This is a genomic window from Nocardia bovistercoris, assembly GCF_015674855.1.
GTDB classification, from domain to species: domain Bacteria; phylum Actinomycetota; class Actinomycetes; order Mycobacteriales; family Mycobacteriaceae; genus Nocardia; species Nocardia bovistercoris.
The window spans coordinates 1-21,517 of sequence record NZ_JADMLG010000011.1; the positions used below are offsets into that span (position 1 = coordinate 1).

22 protein-coding genes and 1 pseudogene are annotated in these 21,517 nt (G+C 69.4%); 7 read left to right on the forward strand and 16 right to left on the reverse strand.

Annotated elements, in window-relative coordinates; genetic code table 11:
• Nucleotides 1-170: 170 nt before the first annotated feature.
• Nucleotides 171-1,187, reverse strand: coding sequence for an Lrp/AsnC family transcriptional regulator (locus IT779_RS24325; RefSeq protein ID WP_196151728.1), 1,017 nt, complete (start codon nt 1,185-1,187; stop codon nt 171-173).
• A gap of 129 nt (nt 1,188-1,316) precedes the next feature.
• Between IT779_RS24325 and IT779_RS37990 the strand changes: the two genes are divergently transcribed.
• Both IT779_RS37990 and IT779_RS37995 read left to right on the forward strand, forming a co-directional pair.
• Nucleotides 1,317-1,673, forward strand: coding sequence for an SDR family oxidoreductase (locus IT779_RS37990; RefSeq protein ID WP_232542061.1), 357 nt, complete (start codon nt 1,317-1,319; stop codon nt 1,671-1,673).
• A 51-nt stretch (nt 1,674-1,724) separates the two neighbouring features.
• Nucleotides 1,725-2,165 (forward strand): Rossmann-fold NAD(P)-binding domain-containing protein, encoded by a 441-nt coding sequence (locus IT779_RS37995; protein WP_232542062.1) that lies wholly within the window; start codon nt 1,725-1,727, stop codon nt 2,163-2,165.
• 129 nt (nt 2,166-2,294) lie between these two features.
• Here IT779_RS37995 and erm read toward each other — a convergent pair whose 3' ends face one another.
• The 3 genes from erm to IT779_RS24345 form a co-directional block, all read right to left on the reverse strand.
• Nucleotides 2,295-3,113 (reverse strand): 23S ribosomal RNA methyltransferase Erm, encoded by an 819-nt coding sequence (erm, locus tag IT779_RS24335; RefSeq protein WP_196151729.1) that lies wholly within the window; start codon nt 3,111-3,113, stop codon nt 2,295-2,297.
• Nucleotides 3,114-3,551: 438 nt separating this feature from the next.
• Nucleotides 3,552-4,787 (reverse strand): tetratricopeptide repeat protein, encoded by a 1,236-nt coding sequence (locus IT779_RS24340; protein ID WP_196151730.1) that lies wholly within the window; start codon nt 4,785-4,787, stop codon nt 3,552-3,554.
• Between the two features lie 477 nt (nt 4,788-5,264).
• Entirely contained in the window at nt 5,265-5,822 is a 558-nt protein-coding gene (locus tag IT779_RS24345) for a carboxymuconolactone decarboxylase family protein (RefSeq protein ID WP_196151731.1), read from the reverse strand.
• Nucleotides 5,823-6,252: 430 nt separating this feature from the next.
• On the opposite strand from IT779_RS24345, the gene IT779_RS24350 reads away from it, so the two are divergent.
• Complete coding sequence (locus tag IT779_RS24350) at nt 6,253-6,441, forward strand: hypothetical protein (protein WP_196151732.1); 189 nt, start codon at nt 6,253-6,255, stop codon at nt 6,439-6,441.
• On the opposite strand, the gene IT779_RS24355 is transcribed toward IT779_RS24350, so the two are convergent.
• Both IT779_RS24355 and IT779_RS24360 read right to left on the reverse strand, forming a co-directional pair.
• Complete coding sequence (locus IT779_RS24355) at nt 6,431-7,372, reverse strand: response regulator transcription factor (protein ID WP_198428894.1); 942 nt, start codon at nt 7,370-7,372, stop codon at nt 6,431-6,433. The genes IT779_RS24350 and IT779_RS24355 overlap by 11 nt on opposite strands.
• A 705-nt stretch (nt 7,373-8,077) precedes the next feature.
• Nucleotides 8,078-9,112 carry a hypothetical protein gene (locus IT779_RS24360; protein WP_196151733.1) on the reverse strand — a complete coding sequence of 345 codons (1,035 nt, stop codon included), beginning with the start codon at nt 9,110-9,112 and terminating at the stop codon, nt 8,078-8,080.
• A 200-nt stretch (nt 9,113-9,312) separates the two neighbouring features.
• Here IT779_RS24360 and IT779_RS24365 point away from each other — a divergent pair, with 200 nt between their 5' ends.
• On the forward strand, nt 9,313-9,705 hold the full coding sequence (locus IT779_RS24365; RefSeq protein WP_196151734.1) for a MerR family transcriptional regulator: 393 nt from the start codon (nt 9,313-9,315) through the stop codon (nt 9,703-9,705).
• A 139-nt stretch (nt 9,706-9,844) separates the two neighbouring features.
• Here the strand turns inward: IT779_RS24365 and IT779_RS24370 are convergent, their stop codons facing one another.
• Nucleotides 9,845-10,270, reverse strand: coding sequence for a winged helix-turn-helix transcriptional regulator (locus IT779_RS24370; protein ID WP_196151735.1), 426 nt, complete (start codon nt 10,268-10,270; stop codon nt 9,845-9,847).
• Nucleotides 10,271-10,391: 121 nt separating this feature from the next.
• Between IT779_RS24370 and IT779_RS24375 the strand changes: the two genes are divergently transcribed.
• On the forward strand, nt 10,392-10,775 hold the full coding sequence (locus IT779_RS24375) for a YybH family protein (protein ID WP_196151736.1): 384 nt from the start codon (nt 10,392-10,394) through the stop codon (nt 10,773-10,775).
• Between the two features lie 198 nt (nt 10,776-10,973).
• Here IT779_RS24375 and IT779_RS24380 read toward each other — a convergent pair whose 3' ends face one another.
• From IT779_RS24380 to IT779_RS24415, 8 genes are read right to left on the reverse strand one after another with little or no spacing between them, the layout of a single operon-like run.
• Nucleotides 10,974-12,641: an AMP-binding protein gene (locus IT779_RS24380; protein WP_196151737.1), complete on the reverse strand. Its 1,668-nt coding sequence runs from the start codon at nt 12,639-12,641 to the stop codon at nt 10,974-10,976.
• On the reverse strand, nt 12,638-13,747 hold the full coding sequence (locus IT779_RS24385) for a Glu/Leu/Phe/Val dehydrogenase (protein WP_196151738.1): 1,110 nt from the start codon (nt 13,745-13,747) through the stop codon (nt 12,638-12,640). The genes IT779_RS24380 and IT779_RS24385 overlap by 4 nt, the downstream gene beginning before the upstream one ends.
• 52 nt (nt 13,748-13,799) lie before the next feature.
• Complete coding sequence (locus IT779_RS24390; RefSeq protein WP_196151739.1) at nt 13,800-14,363, reverse strand: type 1 glutamine amidotransferase; 564 nt, start codon at nt 14,361-14,363, stop codon at nt 13,800-13,802.
• A 13-nt stretch (nt 14,364-14,376) separates the two neighbouring features.
• Complete coding sequence (locus tag IT779_RS24395; protein ID WP_196151740.1) at nt 14,377-15,168, reverse strand: amino acid kinase family protein; 792 nt, start codon at nt 15,166-15,168, stop codon at nt 14,377-14,379.
• Entirely contained in the window at nt 15,165-16,226 is a 1,062-nt protein-coding gene (argC, locus tag IT779_RS24400; protein ID WP_196151741.1) for an N-acetyl-gamma-glutamyl-phosphate reductase, read from the reverse strand. The genes IT779_RS24395 and argC overlap by 4 nt, the downstream gene beginning before the upstream one ends.
• The gene (locus IT779_RS24405; protein WP_332838946.1) at nt 16,223-17,053 is read right to left on the reverse strand and encodes an ATP-grasp domain-containing protein; all 831 of its coding nucleotides are present in this window, start codon (nt 17,051-17,053) and stop codon (nt 16,223-16,225) included. The genes argC and IT779_RS24405 overlap by 4 nt, the downstream gene beginning before the upstream one ends.
• Before the next feature lie 22 nt (nt 17,054-17,075).
• Nucleotides 17,076-17,261 carry a lysine biosynthesis protein LysW gene (locus IT779_RS24410; protein WP_196151743.1) on the reverse strand — a complete coding sequence of 62 codons (186 nt, stop codon included), beginning with the start codon at nt 17,259-17,261 and terminating at the stop codon, nt 17,076-17,078.
• Complete coding sequence (locus IT779_RS24415; RefSeq protein WP_196151744.1) at nt 17,258-18,481, reverse strand: isopropylmalate synthase; 1,224 nt, start codon at nt 18,479-18,481, stop codon at nt 17,258-17,260. Before IT779_RS24415 ends, IT779_RS24410 begins: the two co-directional genes overlap by 4 nt.
• Before the next feature lie 326 nt (nt 18,482-18,807).
• Between IT779_RS24415 and IT779_RS38570 the strand changes: the two are divergent.
• Nucleotides 18,808-19,065, forward strand: a pseudogene (locus tag IT779_RS38570) (MarR family winged helix-turn-helix transcriptional regulator); the annotation flags it as partial.
• 258 nt (nt 19,066-19,323) lie between these two features.
• Nucleotides 19,324-19,749, forward strand: coding sequence for a nitroreductase family deazaflavin-dependent oxidoreductase (locus IT779_RS37245; protein ID WP_232542075.1), 426 nt, complete (start codon nt 19,324-19,326; stop codon nt 19,747-19,749).
• A gap of 193 nt (nt 19,750-19,942) precedes the next feature.
• Here the strand turns inward: IT779_RS37245 and IT779_RS24425 are convergent, their stop codons facing one another.
• Nucleotides 19,943-21,484, reverse strand: coding sequence for a class I adenylate-forming enzyme family protein (locus tag IT779_RS24425; RefSeq protein WP_196151746.1), 1,542 nt, complete (start codon nt 21,482-21,484; stop codon nt 19,943-19,945).
• Between the last annotated feature and the right edge of the window lie 33 nt (nt 21,485-21,517).

The following is a 21,517-nucleotide window of genomic DNA, read 5'->3' on the forward strand; positions in this document are numbered from 1 at the left end:
GGCGGCCCCCCCCCCCCCCCCCCACGACGCGTTCGCGCGCTCGGACCTCCGTGCGGCGGGCGTATCGCCCGCACCGGCGCGTCGGGATGCCCGGTCGTTCCACTTCCTCGGGTGTGGAACGGATGACAAGCGGGTTCCGCCGTCGGTCGGGTGCCTTCCGAGGGGACGGGCTATCGCGGTTCGACGCGTCGGTGATGTGTGGCGCGAGGAGGTTCGGGAAGTTCGGCGGTGATGCGGCCTGCGGCTTTGATCGTGGCCAGCACGGGTGTGACTTCTGGTGTGCGGATGGCGGCGATGCCGCCGAGGCGGCGGGTCAGGTAGTGGTGCAAGGCGCCGGGGTCCGGGCACATGACCTGCGCCACGAGGTTGTTCGGGCCGGTGGTGGCCAGCACGAAGGCGAGTTCGGGATGTTCGGCCAGTTCCGCGCCGGCCCGGTCGAGTTGGGATGAGGGCACCGACATCCACAGCAGCGCCCGAGTGGTGATTCCGAAGTGGGTGTCGTCGAGTTGGACGTCGAAGAAGATTTCCTCGCGTGCCCGCAGGTCGGCGAGTCGGCGGGCGACCGTCGCCGACGACCAGCCGGTTGCCGTGGCCAGTTCGGTCAATCCGGCCCGTCCGTCGGCCTGAAGTGCCGTCACCAGGGCATTGTCGGCGTTCGACAGCGCGCGACCGGACACGGGTCCGTCGCGGCGTGGTTCGAGCTGTCGTGTCTGGTGCTCGGTCAGTATCGCGACCTGGCCGTGCCACGGGGTCGGGCCGCCGAGATAGGTGTGCAGCACGTAGTGGGCCGACACACTCGTGACGGCGGCGGTGCGCGGGATCTCGTGCAGTAGCAGCGAGTCGGCGGCATCGGCGTGTCGTGGAGTGCGCACGATGAGAAGGATTTCCGTGCCGCCGGACAGCAGTTTGATCCACGAGGTGTCCGGTCGGCGGGCCAGCGACTGGGCCAGCGTGCGAGCCGCTGCCGGGGTGGCGCCGAGACGAACCAGCCTGCGCGTGTGCCCGTCGCGATCGAGGTGACCGGCGCCGATCACCCGCAGGCCCGCCTGCGTGCGCATCCGCCGGTAGCGACGGGCAACTGTCTGTGTGGACACGCCGAGCACCGTGCCGATGCGACTGAACGGCGCCCGGCCGTCGATGTGCAAGGCGTGGACTATGCCCCGATCCAGCTCGTCGATGACGGTCATTTCCCTCAGTATCGCGGCCTGGATGGAAATTATCGACCGATGCGATCCGCCCCATGGAGTCGAAAGCAGTCCGGACCGAATGCTGATCGAGTCGCGGGCCCCGCCCCGACACCACGGAAAGGGACCGTCATGATTCTTGTCACCGGAGCCACCGGCACCGTCGGCCGCTCGCTCGTCGACCAGCTCGCCGTCTCGGGAGCGCCTGTTCGCGCATTGACGCGCCGACCCGCCGACGCCGGCCTTCCCGATGCCGTCGAGGTCGTCGCGGGCGACCTGGGCGATCGCGCGTGCATCGCGGCCGCGATGCACGGCGTGGAACGCGTCTTCCTGCTGTCCACCGGCCCCGACATTCCGGTGCACGACGCCAACGTGCTCCACGACGCCGCGCGCGCCGGAGTCGGGCACGTCGTCAAGTTGTCCTCGGGCCGCACCGGCGACGACACCGCCACCGACCCCATTCCGAGCTGGCACCGCCTCGGCGAATAAGCGCTGCGCGACAGCGGCATCGCGTGGACCGTCCTCGGTCCGCTCGGCTTCATGGCCAATGCGCTGCACTGGGCAGGCTCGATCCGTCACCGGGACAGCGTCTTCGCCGCCTACGGCCACGGCCGTATCGCGGTCATCGATGAACACGACATCGCGGCCGTCGCCGCCGCCGTGCTCACCAGCGAGGGTCACGACGGGCGAACCTACCGGCTCAGCGGGCCGGAGGCCTTGACTCCCGGTGAGATGACCGCCGTTCTCGCCGATGTTCTCGGCAGGCCGCTGCGGTTCGTCGAAGTCGAGCCCGCCGTGGCGGGTCGGGCGATCGTGGACCACGGAGTGTCGCAGGTCATGGCCGACGCGATCATGGCGCTGCGCGCCACCGCACTGGAATCGTTCACCTCCATCGTGCACCCGACCGTGCAGGAGATCACAGGCGCCGCCCCGAACCGGTTCCGCGACTGGGCCGCCAGGCACGCGGCCGACTTCGCGTGACACACGATCCGGTCCAGAACACGGACAAGGACGGTTTCGGACCGATCAGCCGCCGGTCGGGTCGAACCCCGAGCAGCCTCCCATCACGGATGCTGGTCCGCGGCCGGTGAAACGTTTCTCACCGGCGCCCTACCCGCGAGAGTCGCGCGTCGGGCGCAGCGCCGAGAACACCGCTATCCACCCGTCCGGGCCGACCACGCCCACCGGTGCGTGCGGGTCGATGCCCGCGCGCTCGCAGGCCGCTCGCACGCGCGCCGCGCGGTGCGCGCGACTCAGCGACGCCGCGAAGGAGCCGCCCACTCCGGAGAACCCCAGTTCCACCATGTCCCGGTAGGCGCGCTCGTGCCCCGGCGCGATGAGCGGCCGCGCGCGGGCGCGTAAGCGTAGTACCGCGGCGTCGACCTTCGGCACCGGGCGGAATCGGTCGCGATGCACGCTTATGCCGAGTTCGAAGGTGTGGGAGGGCCAGTGGGTGACGGTCAGTTTGGTCCAGCGGCCGTAGTCGCCGCTGTGTTTGCGGGCGAATTCGCGCTGGGTCAGCAGGGTCGCCGAGGTCAGTCGCGGCGCGGTCGCGCACCAGCGCACGATGTCGGTGCTGCCGGTGAACGGGATGTTGGCGACCACCGCGAACGGCTCGTCCGGTGTCGTGACGTCGCGGAAATCGGCTCGGTGGCAATGGAATCGGGGTTCGTCGCGGTAGCGGCGGCGCAGGCGCGCAACATAGCGCGGGTCGATCTCGTAGGCGTGTACGCGCCCGGCGACGGCGAGCAGCCGGTCGGTGAGCATGCCGTCGCCGGGCCCGATCTCCACGACGAGATCTCGTGCTCCGACACCGGAGCCGCGAACCAGCGCCGCCGCGGTGGCGGGGTCGGCGAGGAAGTTCTGCGACAGCCGCCTGCGGTCGCTGACGGGGGAGCCCGCGCGGGCGCGCGAGGGGGTGCGGGACATGGGTGTCCTCCGGGAGTGGTCGAATCAGGACTCTGATTCGCCCGGACCCGGGTCGGGGCACGACCGTCCGCCGCGACAGCGAACGAGGATTCAGCCGATCGGGGCACACGCCGGACAGACTCCGCGCGTACGGGAGCCGGAGGCCCGACGCCGTGGCGTCGAAGCTCAGCCCGTCGAGGCTCGGCCGCGTGGAGACTCAGCGACGGTCGAGGCTCAGCCGAAGCTCAGCGACGTGGAGACGCTATCGACGCTCGGCGATGTCGGGGTTCAGCGGTGCCGTGGGATCGGTCGCGCCGACCGGATCCGGGCCGCCGCGCGCGGACGAACGTAATACGCGTGGACCGCGCACGCTCCCACGAGATTCGGACTACCACCCATGCCCGCGACCGTAGCCCATCGGTCCCCGGTCGGGAAAGCGTTTTTCCGACCGGCGCTTTCTCAGCTCGATCCCGCCGATCGGCCCGCTTCGCGCGCGGCGCGGGTGCGCCACATCTGGGCCTCGGCGTGGTTGCCCTGGCGGTCGAGCAGTTCGGACAGTCCGGCCATGGCACGTGTCTCGCTCAGATCGGCCGCGGTGCGCCACCAGTGCTCGGCTCCGGCCTGATCGCCGCGCCGGTAGCGCACGACGCCCAGATCGTAGGCGGCGGTGGGGTGTCCGGCGGTGGCCGCCTGCTCCCACAGCGTGCACGCCTGTTCCTCGTCGCCGCGCGCGTACATCGCGACGCCCAGATCGTAGAGCGCGCTGCGGAATCCGGGGTCGGCCCCGCCCGCGGTAGGGTGTGCGGCCTCCGACTCCGGACCGGGCGGCCCGGATGCGCGGCGGTCGCGCTCGGACTGCCCCCGTGGCTCGTGCTCGACCTCGCGGCGTGTCTCGCGCTCGATTTCGCGATGTGTCTCGCGGTCCGATGCCGCGCGTGGCTCGTGATCGGGTCCGCGGTGTGTCTCGTGCTCGAGCCGATCACCGAAGTGGTGGGGTCGGGTGATCTCGGTGTCCTCGATCGCGGCCGCGGGCTCCCACACGGCGGGCTCCGGTTCCGGTGGCGGGGGTTCGTCTCGAACCTGTTGTGGTTCATCCGGTTGCGCGACGGGGGTGCGCGGCCGGGCCAGCGGCACTCGGACCGGCAGCGGCGCGGGTTCGGCGGGCTCGCCGTCGACGGGTCGGGCCGGTGCGGGGGTGGTGAGCAGCGCGACCACCAGGTTGGCGAAGTTCGGGGGGCCTTCGCCGATGCTGCACCACAACGCGATTCGCCCGTCGGGGATGTCCTCGACGAGGATCCCGTAGTTGCCCATCCACGATTTCTGGACGCCGAGCGCGTCCACCCAAACCGGTGTCAGGGTGAACAGCGCGCCGGGCCCGGTGGGGGTGAGTTCGAAGGTGACGCCGCTGTAGAGGGCGTCGCTCCAGACGTCGACGCCGCCCAGGTGGCGCCCGTCGAGGTCGATGTAGCCGTCGACCATGGACAGTCCGATGCCGTGTCCGCGCAGTCCAGCGGGCGGGGCCGCCGAGAGCAGGGCCATGGTCAGCAGCTTGGGTGCGGGACCGAGCGGTTCGGTGTACATCGGGTAGATCATGCTGCCGTTCCAGCGGATCGGATCGGCGGAGGTGTAACGGTCGGCGAGGATGGGATTGTCGGCCGAATTCCGGGCATATCTGCGCGAATACGGCTCGTTCATCGGTCGCGTCCCACCTTTCCGCGCTGTTGTCGCCACTGTCGTGCCCTGCTCGGCGGGTTCAACCTACTCGCCGTCGGTGTTCGGGGCGTACCAATGCGGCGCCTAGGCCCAGGGACGGCCAGGACTGTTATGAAAGTGAGTCGTTCGCGGGTTCGGTTCATATCCCGGACGCCGAATCAAGCGCTTGTTACGCTCAACGATCCCGCCCCTCGGTCGGAGCGCGGGCAACATGGGCAGGCCGCGCTGTCGAACGCCCGCTCGGCAGCGGAGCCGAGCGCGGTAGCGGTGCGTGATCGCGCCTACGCCGGCCCAGCCGTCCTGGACCGCGATCCGGGCGTCACCGTGAGCGGCGATATCGCCGCCGAGTCGGGCCGAACGCTACGGGGGCAACCCATCGGTTCGTGTCCGCAGACTCGACCACGTCCTCGGCCCGCACTCGGTGAGCGTACTTCCCGGCCACCGACCGCGCACATCATGTCACTGTGACGATTCGCCGCCGCCGAGTTCGGGCAGCGCGCACACCATGCCCTCCGACATTCCGGTCGGGCGCACGCCGAGTCCCTGGTTGAGTCGCGCCCGCTGGTTCTCCCAGGCGACGGCGGCGGCGAGTTCGGCGAGCTGGGTCTTGCTCAGCCGTTTCGACAGCCGCTCGCGGACCTCGTCGAGGTCGACCGCGGGGGTGCGGGTCATGGCCTCGGCGAAGGCGAGCACATCCTTCTCGAGGTCGTCGTAGGCGTCGCTGGTCCGGTAGCGGGGTAGGTCGAGCAGTTGCCGCTCGGTGAGTCCGCTCGAATGCGCCAGCGCCGAGCCGATGTCGAGGCAGAATTCGCAGTTGACGAGTCCGGCGGTCTTCAGTTCGGCCAGTTCCTTCAGTCGCGGGTCCAGACTGTTGGACAGCAGCAGCATCGTCTCGTACACGCCGGTGCCGACCAGGACCTGCGGTCGCCGCACGAGCCATCGCCCCAGATCCGACCGGTGCCGCTTGGCTTGTCCCATGGCCGACACGTAGTGCCGGATCCGCTCGATCACGCGCATATCCGCTCCCCACCGCCCGGATCGGACGCCCGAGCCGACGCAGCGAATACTACGCCTAGTAGTATTCTGTGCATACCCTTTGCCTCGATGGGGTGCGTGCGATTCGCCACTTCACCCACCGCATGCAAGCAACATCACGGTTAACTATCTCGGAATCGGCTTCACAGATATCCGGACCGGTGATACAACTATCAAGTAGGTGTTGCACGCCAGTCATCGAGATGTTCGTCCGGCGTGACAGCGCCGATACGGAAAGGCGACATCGCTCCCCACCGATCAGGACGATTATCCAACCCGGATGTGATGCCGCACCGCAATCCCACCGCAACCTCGGTGGCGCGAGCAGTCGCCGCACGAGGCGCCGGTGTGGACCGTCGCGGTCGCCCCGCTGTCACCGGCGTGGGGCCGCCCTTGCCGCCGGGAGATTGCCATGGCTGCGAACAACACCCCGTCCCCGCGACCCCGCACGCTCGATTCCGGATCGGCCTGGCTGTCCGGGCTGATCGTCACCGCGCTGACCGGCGGCGTCGCCGTCCTGTCGGCCTCGATCCTCGCGGCGATCGCGGTCGCCGTAGGTATCAGCGCCGCGCTGGCTCTGACCATCGGCCTCATGCACTGAACCGTCCGGGGGCTCGAACCGCCGACCATGGCCGGTCGACCACGTCGTCGGGTGAGGTCCAGGTCGACATGATCGCCTCCACCGTCGTCGACCCCGACAGCTCGGCGCGCGGACGCAGGCGTGCGGCGCCGGGGCCGTGCCCCATGCGGTAGCCGATGCCGCGCACCGTGATGATCCAGGAGTTCGAGCCGAGTTTGGCGCGCACGGCCCGCACGTGGGTGTCGATGGTGCGCGTGGACGCCGACCAGGTCGTGTCCCACACTCGCACCATGAGTTCCTTGCGGGAGATCACCGTGTCTGGGCTCTCGGCCAGGGTGTGCAGCAGTTCGAACTCCTTGGTGGTGAGTTTCACCGCGACGCCGTCGAGGCGGACCTCGTGGCGGCCGCCGTCGATCTCGAGCGCGCCGACGGCCAGGTTGCGCGCGGGTTCGGCGGCCGGGTAGGCGCGCCGCAGCAGCGCCTCGATGCGGGCGAGCATCTCGCGTTCCCCGCAGGAGGACACCACGCAGTCGTCGGCGCCCGCTTGCAGGGCGAGTACCCGGTCCAGTTCGGTGTCCCGCGCGGCGACGGAGATGATCGGCGTGTCGCTGACCTCCCGGATGGACCGGCACACCTCGAGCCCGTCGATATCGGGCAGGTCGAGGTCGAGCACGACCAGGTCCGCGCGCGGGTGGGACTCGATGGCCGCCGCGCCGGTGCCGACGCCGCGCGCGGTGTAGCCGCGGCGTTGCAGTTCGCGCAGCCGCGCCGCGATGGCCTCGGTGTCGTCGGCGACCACGAGTACCCGGACTGCCATCTGCGCGTCACCACCGTCTCCGACGAGGAGTTCGACGGCGGTGTTCGCGCCGAACGCGATCGAGCCCGCGTTCGGGTGAATTCTCGGTCCGCGCCCGGCCCGCCGCCCGATATCCCTTCTCGTCGATATATCCACGGGCCGTACGCCTCCGCCGCTGTTTCGCAGTCGCATGAAACCCCCTTTCCGCTTTCTGCCGAGTGGAAGCGTAACTGCGCGGCCGTCGCGGACGCACCCCGAAAATCGCATCGAGTCGAGGGGTTCACAAGTCACTCCGAATGCACTATCAAGGTGATCGCGATGCTCGAAATTAGCGAGCGCTTCCGTACCGATCGACCCGGCGGAACGCGGTGGGAAGCCCCGTACCCGGACCCCGACTATGCTGCCTGAACTGCGACTACGCACCGCGCTACCTGTGCGGGAGGGCTCTGATGACCGGTTGCCCAGCGCTCTTCGGCCGATAGGGAACTTATTGTCCGCCAGCGTGCGGAGAATGCCTGGATTTCGTCGCCTATTTCTCCACCGCCCGGCCGCGCGGAAATATTCTTCTCTCGATACACCCGATATCGGAAAGACATTCGGATGTCGACCGCGGCGCACGGCATTCATTTGATACATAAGCTACGGCACTGTCCGATCCTCGCCGATCACAATGTATCGCGCGCGATTCTTCTACTTTTCGGAAAGTGATTCAGGGCGATTCATTTCGCGCGGGCACGGTGTTCGCGCGGGTTGCCCACATGTCACCGGCCGCGGGCCGCGCCGGTAGCGCCAGGGACGCGACCGGTGCGATTCATGAGGCGGGCATGTCCGTCGAGGCTTCGGCGCCCGCAGAGGACGCGCTCAGGTGCGCGGTTGCCGTCGCACACCCAGACGCCCCGGCGCCCGCACCGTGTTCGCGCCGCGTCGGGGCGCTCGTCGGCGGGTGAGTCCGGACTCGCCGAGACCGGTTCGCCTCGGCGTGCGGGCGATGTCGGCGGGTTCCCGCGCGCCGGGCGTCTCGCCGTGGTCGAGTGCCGCGCCGGGCCCGCCGTGGCGGGAGGCGGCCCAGCGCGTGGTCTCGGCGGCGAGATGGTGGGCTTCGGCGACCAGCCAGCGCGCGATGGCCGTGGCGCCCTCGATCGCGGCGGCGGTGTCGCGTTCGGCGATTCTCGCGTTCTCGGCGGCGCGGTCGCGTTCGACGGCGGCGAGGTCGGCGGCGTGGGCGTTCTGTTCGGCGGCGGCGTCGGCTTCCTCGAGGCGCACGGTGAGCAGCCGGGCGGCTTCGCGCAGTTCGCGGGCGTCGCGTTCGGCGTCGAGTCGCGCGGCCTCGGCTTCGTTGACACGCCGGTGGGCTTCGACGCGGACCGATTCGATCTCGGCTTCGCGGGTCTCGTTGTCGCCGAGACTGCGGTAGGTCGATTCGAGTGCCGCGACCTCGGCGCTCAGCGCGCCGAACGCTCTGAGCAACTCCTCGATCCGGATCGACACTGTTGCCTTCGCGACTGTGTACGGGCGGTCTTCGCCGCGGGCGGCGTGCGGACCGGCGGGGGCGGAAGGATGCGGGGCGGTGCGGCGTCTGCGGCGGTGCGCGGTGGCGGCGGTGTGCGGCCTGCCTTGTTCGTCGACGCCGTCGGCGCAGTACGCGGGGGGTTTGCCGCCGCCGACGGCGGTGCGGCGTGGTCGGAAGCAGCGGGGGTAGCGGCAGAAGGCGGTGTCCAGGCAGGGGTGGGAGCGGACCAGGTCGTCGAGATCGTCGAGTGTGGCGACCTCGGTGACGCGGCGGCGGATCTCCCCGTGCTCGCGTTCGCCGAGCGAGCCGCGTTCGTGGGCGCGGTCCAGCGATGTCGCGACGGCTCGGATCGGTGCTTCGAGCTCGCCGGACGCAGCAATGGACACATTCGAATCATATCATTTCAAACCATTCGGAATGTATTCGGATGGAGACGGATTCGCGGCGACGGTTTCCGAAGCCGGTGCGGCGCAGTATCGTCGGTGGTGCGCGTGCGGCGCGCGGCCCGTCCCGGAAATCGACATACTGTATCCTTCAACCTTGACATAGGTGTGAAGGTCAAGTCGGCGGGAATGAGGTGGGTCACATGCGGATCGGTGAACTGTCCGAGCGCACCGGAACACCAAGGCGGCTGCTGCGCTACTACGAGGAGCAGGGCCTGCTGGTCGCCGACCGCGCGCCCAACGGCTACCGCGACTATCCCGACGCCTGCGTGCACCGAGTCCTGCAGATCCGCGGCCTGCTGGACTCCGGGCTGCCCACTCGCATCATCAAACAGATCCTGCCGTGCCTGAACAATCCGCGCGGCATCCAGATCGACAACGCCACCCCCGAGACGATCGCCCTGCTGGAATCCGAACGCGAACGCATGACCGACCGCATCGAATGCCTGGTCCGCTCCCGCGACGCCATCGCGGGTTACCTGAAAGCGGTGTGCGACAACGTAACCCCCGACCCCGCCGCGCAGGCCACCGCCTGAGGCGAACGCGCCGCGGCCGGGCCGCCGAACAGCCACAGTCGCACCGCTCACGCGAGACCGCGGCGTAGCCGAGGACGCAGCCGGCCCTGCCATCGCGGTGAGCGCGGGTCGAGCCGGGGCTGGTGTCGGGCCGACCGGGTCACGGTCGTGCGAGGGCGGTCTCGCGTTCGAGTTCGGCGCGGATCTCGGCGATGTAGTCGAGGGGGTCTTCTCGGATGCGGGTGATCACCCGTTGCAGTGGCGCGGCCGCCGGTTCGTGGTCCATGCTCCACAAGGCCATCTCGAACAGCACCGGCAGCGTGTCCACGGCCTTGCCGGTCGGGACGTAGTGGACCTGGTTACGCTCCCCGCTTCCCACACGGCGCACCATCTCGGCGGCCTCGAGCCGTCTGAGCCGATCGGCCAACACGCTGGTCGAGATCGCCTCGGCGGAGTCGAGGAATTCGGCGGGGCGTCGTTTGCCGACCAGCAGCATGTCCCGCAGCACCAGCAGGGTCCACGGGTCGCCGAACAGTTCGAGGAACATGTTCATCGGACACGTCGATTTCCCTGCTGGACGCTTCATAACCCCAGCTTATCTCTAACATTTGCATTACACAATTATTAGGGTTAGATTCTGTCGGCACTCCGGAGCACATCCCTCGGCGAACCCCTTGCGGCGAGCCCGAACCAGACGAGGAATCCTGATGGAACAGAACGTGATCGACACCGTCTCGCGGATGACCGAGGCCCTGCAACGCGGCGATATCGACGCGGTGTTGTCCCACTACGTCGCCGACGCGGTCGTGGCGTTCGAGCCGGGCGCGTCGGTGCGCGGCGAGCAGCACCTGCGGGAGGGCTTCGCCGCGTTCGCCGCGCTGGACCCGCGATTCCGCTACGACCACGGCCACGAGGTCATGATCAGCGGTGACACCGCGGTGCACATCGCGCCGTGGACGATGACCGGCACCGCCCCCGACGGCACGCCGGTCGCTCAGAGCGGCTTGTCGGTGGCCACGCTGCGCCGACAGGCCGACGACAGCTGGAAGATCGCGCTGGACAACCCCTTCGGTGCCCGACTCATCCCCTGAGCAGACCCTCGGTTCCGGTGAGCGGACCCCCGACGAGGCTGCTCGGCGTCCTGCCACGATCAGAGGTCATGCCCACAATGCCCATTCGGTCGGCGCCACGGCCGTGTCGGGTGCAAGGGTCGGGGGTATGTCGAATTCTCTGCGGCAGTAGCCGTTCCGGACCTGTTCAAGGGTATCGCTCGGAGGTGATGATGAAGATCAGTGCGCGGGGGCGGCGACTTCGACGGTTGGAGCCGGTTCCCCGTAACGCTGCCGCAGTTCGACCTTGCGGACCTTGCCGGTGAGCGTCTTGGGCAGCGCCGTCACCGATGCCACCCGGTCGGGTAGGAACCGCGAATCCTGCTCCGCCGCCCGCAGCAGCGCACGCACCTCCTCGACCGCCACCGGCGCGGCGCCGTCGGTGACGACGACCGCGACGACCACTTCGCCGTCGCGCCCCGCGACCCCGACGAGCGCGGCCTCGGCGATCGCGGGATGCCGAGCGATCAACGCCTCGAGTTCGGCCACGGGCGCCACCTGCTCCGCGCGCACGATGGCGTCCTTGGCGCGCCCGAGGATCCGCACCCCGCCGCGCCCGTCCGCGCGCGCCAGGTCCCCGGTGTCGAACCAGCCGTCCGCGGTGGCGGCGGCCTCGAACTCCGCGTCGCGCCGCAGATATCCCAGCGCGCGCGAGGCGCCACGCACCCGCAACCGCCCGACCTCGGCGCGCGTGTCGGGGTCCGCGCGCGCGTCGATGCGCAGGTCGACGGCGTCGATGGCGCGTCCGTGGCTGCGCGCGGCCCATCCGGGGTCGTAGTCGAGTCGGCTGATGGTGATCGGCCCGAATTCCGAGAGCCCCCACAGCGAGTGGGTGCGCGCCCCGAACACGGCGTCCACGTCGCGGACCAGGTGGTCCAGCACCGGCGCGGTGCCGACCACGACCTGGCGCAGCGAGGACACCTCGCGCGGGTGTTCGCGTTGCGCGTCGAGGACCGCGGCGATCGTCGGGGGCGACCCGTAGAGCAGGGTGGCGCCGAATCGTTCGATGAGCGCGGGGAATCCGGCGAGGTCGCGGTGGTCCTGGAACACGATGGTCGCGCCGAGCAGCACCCCGGTGAGGATGCCCTGCCCGAATCCGGAGTAGTGCACCAGCGGCGAGGTCAGCGCCGCGACCAGGCTCGTGTCGAACCCGAGCGCGTCGGCGTATCCGCGCACCGCGGCGTAGATCGTGTTCTGGCTGTGCAGAACACCTTTGGAGGCTCCGGTGGTGCCGGAGGTGAACAGCACCACGAACGCCTCGTCCGGACCCAGCTCACGCCCGGACACCTGGTCGGGCGTGGGATCGGCGCGCGCCACGAACAGTTCGTGGAAGTCGGCGACCTCGGGCCGCGGCGCGCCGCCGCAGACCACGATGTGGCGCAGCGGCAGACCCGCCCGCACCGCCAGCGCCGCCTCTGCCGTTGCCCGGCCGTCCCATTCGTCCACCGTCACCAGCACCGCGGCTTCGGTGAGCGCGAGCCGGTGGCGCAGTTCCTCGGGCGGGGTGTCGGTGGCGATCGGGCAGATCACCGCGCCGACCCGCAGGCACGCGAAGATCAGCGGCGCCACCTCCCACCGGTCGGGCAGTTGGAAGGCGACCACTTCGCCCGCGCGCACGCCGAGTTCGAGCAGCGCCGCCGCGAACCGGTCGCTCGTGCGCGCGAGTTCGGCGAAGGTGAGCAGGTCGGTGCGCGCTTCCCGCACCCGCACCCCCGCGAGCGCGGTGTGGTGCGGGCGCAGCCGTGCCTGCCGGTGCAGGTCGTCGAGGAAGGTTTGCGACCGCCACCAGCCGCGCGCACGGTATTCCTCGGTGTCGCATTCGGCCGCGACCGGCGCCACCCCGGTCATCCGCGTTCCCGGCGACGCGCGTCCAGCAGCACCGTCAGCGGATCACCGGGTTCGGCGGCGGCGATCTCGAGCAGGTCGCGGGTGTTGCGGCGGACCCGGTCGGCGATCCAGTCGAACACCCACGCCTTGCGCGCCGCCGCTTCCAGGTCGAACGGCACCACCCTGGTCACCGCCAGCGCCGCCGACCCGGCGCCGCCGATATTGGCGATCACGCCCGGCACCAGCGTGACACCGGCGGCGCGCGCCTTGTCCCTGGCCTCGTCGCTGGACCCCAGGTTGCTGCCCTCGACGACCAGCCCGACCCGCAACCGGTGCACGTTGCTCGCGTTCAACGCGTATTTCTGCGCGGCCAGCACCAGGATGTCGGCGTCCACGTCCAGCCACGCGTCCGTTTCGGTTCCGGTGCGCACCTCGCCGGGGAGCCGAGTGCGGTCGATGGTGCCGAATTCGTCGGTCACCGCGATCAATTCGCGCACCGGCAACCGGTCGGCGCTGATCGTGCCCGCCACGTCGGCGACCCCGACGATCGTGTGGCCTCGGTCCTCGAGGAACCGCGCCACCGCGCGCCCGACCGCACCGAACCCCTGCACCACGACCCGCCCGGCCCCGGTGCGTCCGCCTGCTTCGAGCGCGGCGAGCGCCGCGACGCCGACGCCGTGTCCGGTGGCGTCGATCAACGGTTCGTAGTAGGTGCGCCAGTCGATCGGCATGTCCGCGACGCCGGGCCGATAGCGGGGGTCGTAGCCCGCTTCGGCGAAGAAGATCGCCCGATCGGCGGGGGTGACGCCCATGTCGATGCCGAGGTGGATACCGCCGTGCAGCAACGGTTTCACGGTGCGGCCGAAGGTGCGGAAGGTCTGTTCACGGTCGCCGCCCTCGGCGACGATGCCGCCTTTGGCGCCGCCGATCGGCAGGCCTGCCATGGTGAACTTGTCGGTCATGTCACGTGCCAGACCGGCGACCTCGGCTTCGGTGACCGTCGGGGTCATGCGCACCCCGCCCATGGCCAGGCCGTCGTAGAGCGAGTCGACCACCACCCAGCCCTTGATGGGTCCGCCGCTGCCGTTCAGATGCACGGCGAACGCGGGATCGTTCGGATTTACCATATCGATTCCTCACGCAGAGAACAGGTTTCGGACAGACGCCGCGCGCGCGGCATTATTTGTAGATGGCGGCGAATCCGCGCAGGATCTCGGTTCCGTCGCGCCGGAATTCCAGATGCGCCTGCGCGCCGAGGATCCGGCCGTCCTCGGAACGCAGGAACTCCACCGGCGCGTGCTCGGACCGCCCGATCGACCGGTAGCCCGGCGGCGCGGCCCGCACATACAGGGTGTGACGGTGGAACACCGTCACCGTCGGCTTCACGTAACCGAACAACGGTTCGGCGGTGTCGACGCTCACCTCGTACCCGCCGACCCGCTGCGGCCCGGCCGACAGCGTCGCCCCCGCCGCCACCGCGAGGATCTGCATGCCGCCGCAGATCCCGAACACCGGCACCGAGGCGCCGGACACCAATTCGACCAGCGGCCGGTAGTAGTCGCGGTCGTAGGCGCGAACCTTGGTCCCGCTCAACACGATCGCCTGGTAGCGGCCTTCGACCGAGGCCGGGACCGAGGCGGCGTCCACCACGTCGGTATCGGACCCCAACGCCTCGAACCGGGCACGCAACTGTTTGAGCGACAGTGTTCCGTTGTCGACCACGAGGACACGTGAGCGCGTCATGGCAACACACCTTTCAGCTTCGGGTGATGACAGTGCCGGTGCGCCCGGCCAGCAGATCCGACACCGGCGCGCTGCCGATGACCACGCGCCGCACACCGCGCTCGAGCGCTTCACCGGCGGCGCGCAACTTCTTGCGCATACCGCCGACCGCGCCCTTGTCACGGAACCGCGCGGCGGCCTCGGCGCTGATCTCACGCACCGGTTCGCCGTCGATGAGCAGATGTGCCACGTCGGTGACCAGCACCAGGTCGGTGGCCGCGAGCGCGCCGCCGATGGCCGCGGCGGCGCGGTCGGCGTCGGTGTTGACCTCGCGGCCCTCGGTGTCGCGGGCCAGCGGCGTGACCAGGCAGGCGTGCCCGGCCCGCAGATCGCGCAGCGGCGCCGGATCGACCCCTTCGATCGGGCCGACCAGATTCTCCAACTCCACCAGCTGTTTGTCGCGCCACCACCAGCGTTCACCGGTCCCGGCCCGGCACAGCCCGTCGCTGCCCAGCAGCCGCCGCGCGGCGATCCCGCGCGCCTCGAGACGCCCGAACACCTCGGCGGCGACCTCGGCGCTGACGACCTTGATGTCGTCGATGACCTCGGTGGTGGTCCAGCGGCTCTGGTTGCCGTAGCGGTCGCGCAGGATCGCCGACGGCTCGCCGTAGTGGGGGCGCAGTCTCCGCAACGGTTTGGACCAGCCGTGCACCAATACCAGCGGGTGGTCGCGGCCGTGGCGGGCCAGATCGTCCCACCACGACCCGGCCAGTTCGTCGAGGCAGCTGCCGCCCAGTTTCACCACCACCGGCACCGACCCGCTCATGCAGGCATCACCGGCTGCATCGTCAGCCCCGTCTCCTCGGGCAGCCCGTAGCGGCGGTTCAACACCTGGATCGCCTGTCCCGCGGCGCCTTTGACCAGATTGTCGAGGGCGGCCAGCACCACGATCCGTGCCCCGTCGGCGTCGTCGAGCACCGTCACATCGCAGAAATTGGAGCCCAGCACCGCCTGCGGATCGGGCACCGGGATCAGGGTCTCGTCGTGGCGGCGCACCCGCACGAACCGTTTACCCTTGTAGAACCGCAGGTAGGCGCGCTGCAAGTCGCGCGCGTCCACCTTCTCGTCGGTGAACACGTACGCGCTGGCGAGCAGCCCACGCACGTGGGACACCCCGTAGGCCGACATCGTCAACGACCCGACACTGCCCGGTTTGCTGCGCTCCAGGAAGTCGCTGACCTCGGCGGCGTGCCGGTGCCCGGTCGGCGCGTACGGGGCGATGGCTCCGTTGCGGAACGGGTGCAGATCGGCCACCCGCAGCTGCAGGCCGCCGCCGCTGGACCCGCTCTTGCCGTCCACCACCACCGTCGACAGATGCAGCCCCAACCCCAGGGTCAACGGCGCCAACCCCAGGGTGATCGCGGTCGCGTAGCAGCCGGGCAGCGAGATCAGCGCCGCGCCGAGGAGTTCGTCGCCCAACAGCTCGGGGACCCCGTAGACGAAACGATCCGCCAGTTCGGCCCCGCGCTCCACCTTCGGATACCACTGCCCGTGCAGACGCTGGTCACGAATGCGGAACGCACCACTCAGGTCGATCACGCAGCCCACCCGGTCGGCGAGCAGCGCGGCCAGCCCGGCCGATACCGGTGCGGGCGTGGCCAGCAGCACCACGTCGCAGCGCCCGGCGATCACCTCAGCGTCGACCGCCTCGATCGTCAATCCCAGATCCAGGCGCAGGCCGGGATGCAGTTGCGAAGGCCGCCGCCCGACGCTGGAATTGCCGCCCAGATAACTCAATTCGAGGTCGGGATGCTGACTCACCAACCGGATGAGCTCACCGCCGGAGATCCCCGACGCGCCGACCACACCGACCCTGATCGTCATGTCAGCGCCTCCCGCACATATCCGGCCACCGCCACCGAGATGTCGGCCTCGGTCGTGGCGGCGACACCGCGCCACGCGGGCGCGTGGTTGACCTCGTTGACCAGATATCCCGACGGCGTGTCGAACAGGTCGATCCCGTAGATGCCCGCGCCGAGCCGGTCCACGACCGCGTCAACGATCTTGTGCACTTCGGGACTGTGCGCGAGCGAACGACTCCGGTTGCCCAGCGCGGCATTGCTGCGCCAATCACCGCCCGCGCTCTCGAATTCCGCGGCCGCCACGATCCGCCGCCCCACCACAAGGCACCGGATCGACCGCCCGCCACCGAGATACGGTTCCACCAGGCACGCCTGCTCGAACGCGTGCCCCAGATCCTCGATGTGGTCGTACACCGAATTCGCCAGATCCAGATCCCGGATCAACGTGACCCGCTTACCCATCCCCCCGTACACCGGCTTGATGACCACGGGCACGCCGAGATCGCGCAACGCGATCTCGAAATCGCTGCGCGAGAGCACCAACCGGAAATCCGGCACCGGAACCCCCACCTCCCGCAGCACCGCCCGCAACACCAGCTTGTTCTCGCACGCGTTGATCGCCGACGCCGAATTCAATACCCGCACACCGGACGCCTCGGCCAGCGCGGCCAGCAGCCCGCCTCGGGTATAGCTACGGCTGCGGATCAGCAGCGCCGCGTAACCTTCGAGCGTCGCGACCTCGGCCGCGCCCAAGCACAGCGATTCGTCGTTGACCCAGTCGATGTCGAGGTCGAGCGCGCGGGCGCTGTCGATGAGTCTTCGCTCCTCCCACCCGATCCGGTCGGCCACGATCGCGACTCTGGCGCCCACGTCACTGGCCCCAATCCCGCAGCGCGACCTCGACCATCCGCAGGGTCAGCGTGCCGTCGGCGACGTCTTCCACCCGCAGGGTCAGGATGCATTCGGGGCAGGTCAGGGTTTCGCCCTTGACGATCGGGGGCACGGTCAGATCGGTTTCGCATTCGGGGCAGACACCGGCGAAGGTAGCGGTGGTCATTTGATCAACTCCAGATTCGTCGTAGGTGCGGTCGACTCGGCGGAACCGAGCTGTGCGGATTGGAAATCGATGGCCGCCTGAAAGTCGATGGCGGCCTTCTGGATGTCGTCGCGGTCGAGCAGCGGACCGCCCTCGCGCCGCTGCCGCGCCACCAGCCACGAAGTGAACGCCGCGGTGTCGACGCCGATCCCCGAGCCCGCCAACGCCCACTCCACCAGCGGGCGGCTGATCCTGGTCCGCACCCGCAACGCGCGCGCGTTGCCGACCACCTCAGCGGGCAGGGTCTCGTAGGCGTCGGGATGAGACAGCTGACCGGGCAGCTCGTAGGCGAAGGAATGCTCGGTGGTCGGACCCGACCCGAACGCCTCGCCCAGACCGGCGGCCGCCAACGTCACCCGCGACAACTCGGTCAGATGCCCCAGGTCGAACCGGGTGTCGCCGTGGATGACCCGCAGCGAGGTCAGCAGCTCGGCCAACGGAGCGTTGCCGCCGCGTTCACCGATGCCCCCGACCGTCGCCGAGATCCAGCGCGCCCCCGCCCGCACCGCGGCCAACGAGTTCGCCACCGCCATGCCGAGCATGTTGTGGGAGTGGATCTCGATCTCGGCGCCGTCGATCTCGACCAGATCCGCGATCTTGGCCTCCATCTGCCACGGCGACAGACTCGCGACGGTCTCGGCCAGGCGGAACCGGTCCGCGCCCGCCGCGAAACCCGCCGTCACATACGGCACCAACCGCTCCCGCGGCGTGCGCGCACCGTCCTCACCGCTGAAGGTGACATGGAAGCCCCGGTCCTTGGCCTGCGAGATCGCCGAGCGCGCCAACGCCTGCAAATACTGGGCGCTGGGGGAGCCCAACTTCAACCGGGCGTGCCATTCGGAGGTGGGTATCGAATACATGATGTGGCGCACCCCGAGCCGCCGCGCCTCGTCGAGCGCGGTCGCGACCTGGCGGCGGTCGCGCACCATCACCAACGTCATACTGCGTTCGGGCCCGATCGCCTCGTGCGCGGCCAGCACCAGCTCGGCGTCCTTGGAGTCGGGCCCCGACACCATCCCGACCTCCACCAGCTCGATCCCGGTCCGCACCAGCAGCGTCGCGATCACCGCGACATCCGCCGGTTTCAGTTCGACACCGGCCATATGCGCGGAATCACGCAGGGTCGCGTCGGACAGGTGAACCGCCCGGAACCGCCGCGCCACACTCTCTGTCTCTGCCATTGCCTTCCCTTCCTCGCCCAAGGGGGCCGGGATTCACCGCTCGGCGAACCGAGATGCTCTGTCTGGCAACAACTTTGCCGACCACGATGTGAGAAGACAATGTCCCGAATGTCAGAGAACGGTGAAAGACTCCGAACTACGGTGATGTCCACCGAACTTCGTCAAGAATTGTCAGACGACGATCGAGGCGAAGAACGCGTTGCCTGCCGCGCCGCTGATGATGTCGATGTGCCGCGTCGGCCCGTGGGCGTGACTCGACCCCGCGTTCCTTGCCCAGGATTAGTTATGCGGATAATATTATCCGCATAACTATCTCAGGAGAATGCATGGACTTCGACCAGGCCGACGCCCTCAATCAGGCCATCCGCCTGCTGAGCCTGCGCCATCGAGCCCGCGCCGCGGCGCTGTTGACCCCGCTCGGCCTGCACCCGGGTCAAGAAGCGCTACTGCTCGAACTCGCCCGCACCGGGCCGATGATCGGCGCCCAACTCAGCGAGGCCCTCGGCTGCGAACCGCCCAGTGTCACGGTCATGGCGCGCAAACTCGAGGCGACCGGCCACCTGCGCCGCGTTCGGGCGCCCACCGACAAGCGCGCGGGCATCCTCGAACTCACCGACAGCGGTAGAGCCCTCACCGACCGGATCAAACGCCTGTGGCGCGACCTCGCGGAGGAAACCGTGGCCGGACTGCCCGCCGACACCGTGGCGGAAATCCCCGAACTCCTGGCGGCCATGACCGCCAACGTCGACACCCGACGCCCCCGACGGCGCCACGATCCGGTCGCACCGTCGCCTCGATCCGTCGGCCCCGACCGGTCGGGCGACGAGTACGCGCCGAGCGCGCTGGACTGGGTGCGCGACCACGTCGAGCAGATCCTGCGCACCGGCACCACCGACGGCGTCACCATGAACGGCCACCCCACCGTGCTGATGAGCTACCGCGGGGTGAAGACCGGAAAAATACGGAAGACACCGGTCATGCGCGTCGAACACGAGGGTCGGTACGCTGCGGTCGCCTCCAACGGCGCCCAGCCGACCAACCCGCAGTGGTACGCGGCCCTGCGCGCCGAACCCGCCGTCGAACTACAGGACGGCCCGATGACCCGCCGCTACCGGGCACGGGAGGTGTTCGGAGCCGAGAAGTCGCGCTGGTGGCGCCGAGCGGTACACGCGTTCCCGGACTACGCCACCTACCAGCGCGACACCGACCGCCGAATCCCGGTCTTCGTACTCGAGCCGACCGACGAGAACGAACCCACCGCGAACTAGACGAGTAATACCTCCTACCACGCCCGCCGCGACGCCCTCGCCGCACGGTGCCTGGTGCCTGCCCCCGACTGCTGCCACTGGCCGGCCCGCGGGACCCCCCATTCGGAACAAGGTGTCCCGGACCCGCAGGGGCGGTAGCCGGTCGGGCCGAGCGGCGAATTCGGCGTCGATGTCGACTCGGCGGCAAAGCCTCTCAGGTGGTTCGCAGGACCCGCTTGAGGATCTTGCCCTGCGGGTCGACCGGGAGCTCGTCCACGATGTGCACCACCTTGGGCACCTTGTACCCCGCCAGACGCCCCTTGCAGTGCGCGAGCAGATCCTGCGCCGTCGTGGACTTCCCGTCCCGCAGGATCACGAACGCGGTGACGGCTTCGGACCAGTACGGGTCGGGCAGCCCGACCACCGCGGCCCGCGACACCGCGGGATGGTCGTGCACCACCCGCTCCACCTCCTGTGAGGACACGTTCATCCCCCCGGACTTGATCATGTCGCTGAGCCGGTCCTGGAAGAACAGATTGCCCGCACCGTCGACGCGCACGATGTCACCGGTGTGCACCCAACCGTCGCGGAACACGTGCGCGGTGCGTTCGGGATCGTCGAGGTAGCCCAGCATCACCGAGGGGGAGCGGCAGATCAGTTCACCGATCTCCGCGTCACGCCCCTCGGCGTCTACCACGCGAACCTCCAAGTGCGTCACGGGTTTACCGATCCAGGACGGATCACCGTCGGGGATATCGTCGAGGGTGCGGAAGAACCCGACGGTGCCGAGCTGGGCCAACTCCGACTGCCCCCAATAGGTGCCCCACCACACCTCCGGCGCCGCCGCCGCCCACGCTTCGATGACGTGACGCGAGATCTGCCCGCCGTAGGTCATGCACCGCCGCACCTGACCGACCGCAGCCGCACCGAACCCGTCCTGGCCGCACAGCGCGAGATAGAAGGTCGGAGTCTGGGCGATCACCGTGATCCGTTCGCGCCCGATGATCTCCAACGCACCCGAGGGCTCCACCGCGGCGAGCAGCACCAGAGTGGCGCCCATGATCGTGAGACTGGTCATCGAACCGATACCGGCGATCGTGTGGAACGGCATCGCGAACAGCCACGTGTCGTTCGGGCCGATGTCGAGTCCCCAACTCCACGCGGGCGCCGTGGAAGCCAGATAGTTGCGGTGCGGGATCAGCACCGCCTTCGGCGTCGCCTCCGTGCCGGAGGTGTAGACGAGCAGCGCGACATCGTTCTCGTCGAGCTCGGCCTCGGGTTCGGTATCGGGCACGGCGTCCAGCGCCGCGTCGAGCTCACGACCGTAGTCGAGACGCACGACCCCCTCGGGCAGCGCCGAGCCGAGCCGATCGTCGAATTCGGTGTCGGCGAACACGATCGCCGCGCCGCTGTGGGTGATCTGATGCGCGACCTCGGGGCCGCGATGGGCGGGGTTGATCCCCGTGAACGCCGCCCCCAGCTTGAGCGCCCCGTAATACGCGGCCACCACCTCGACGCTGTTACGAGCCAGCGATGCCACCCGCGCGCCGCGCTCGACGCCGTACGCGCGCAACAGATGGGCATACCGGTTGGCGCGGGCGTCGAGTTCGGCGTAGGTCGTCTCCCGGCGGGTCCCGTCGGCCGCGTACGAGATGATCGCGACCTTGCCGGGTCGGGTCCGCGCGTGCCGTCGCAGTTGATCCCCGATCGTGGCGCGTCCCAACACATTTCGATGCTGCGGGGCTAGTTCGGGCACCGGATGACCTCCAACATCTCTCGCGGTTCGGCC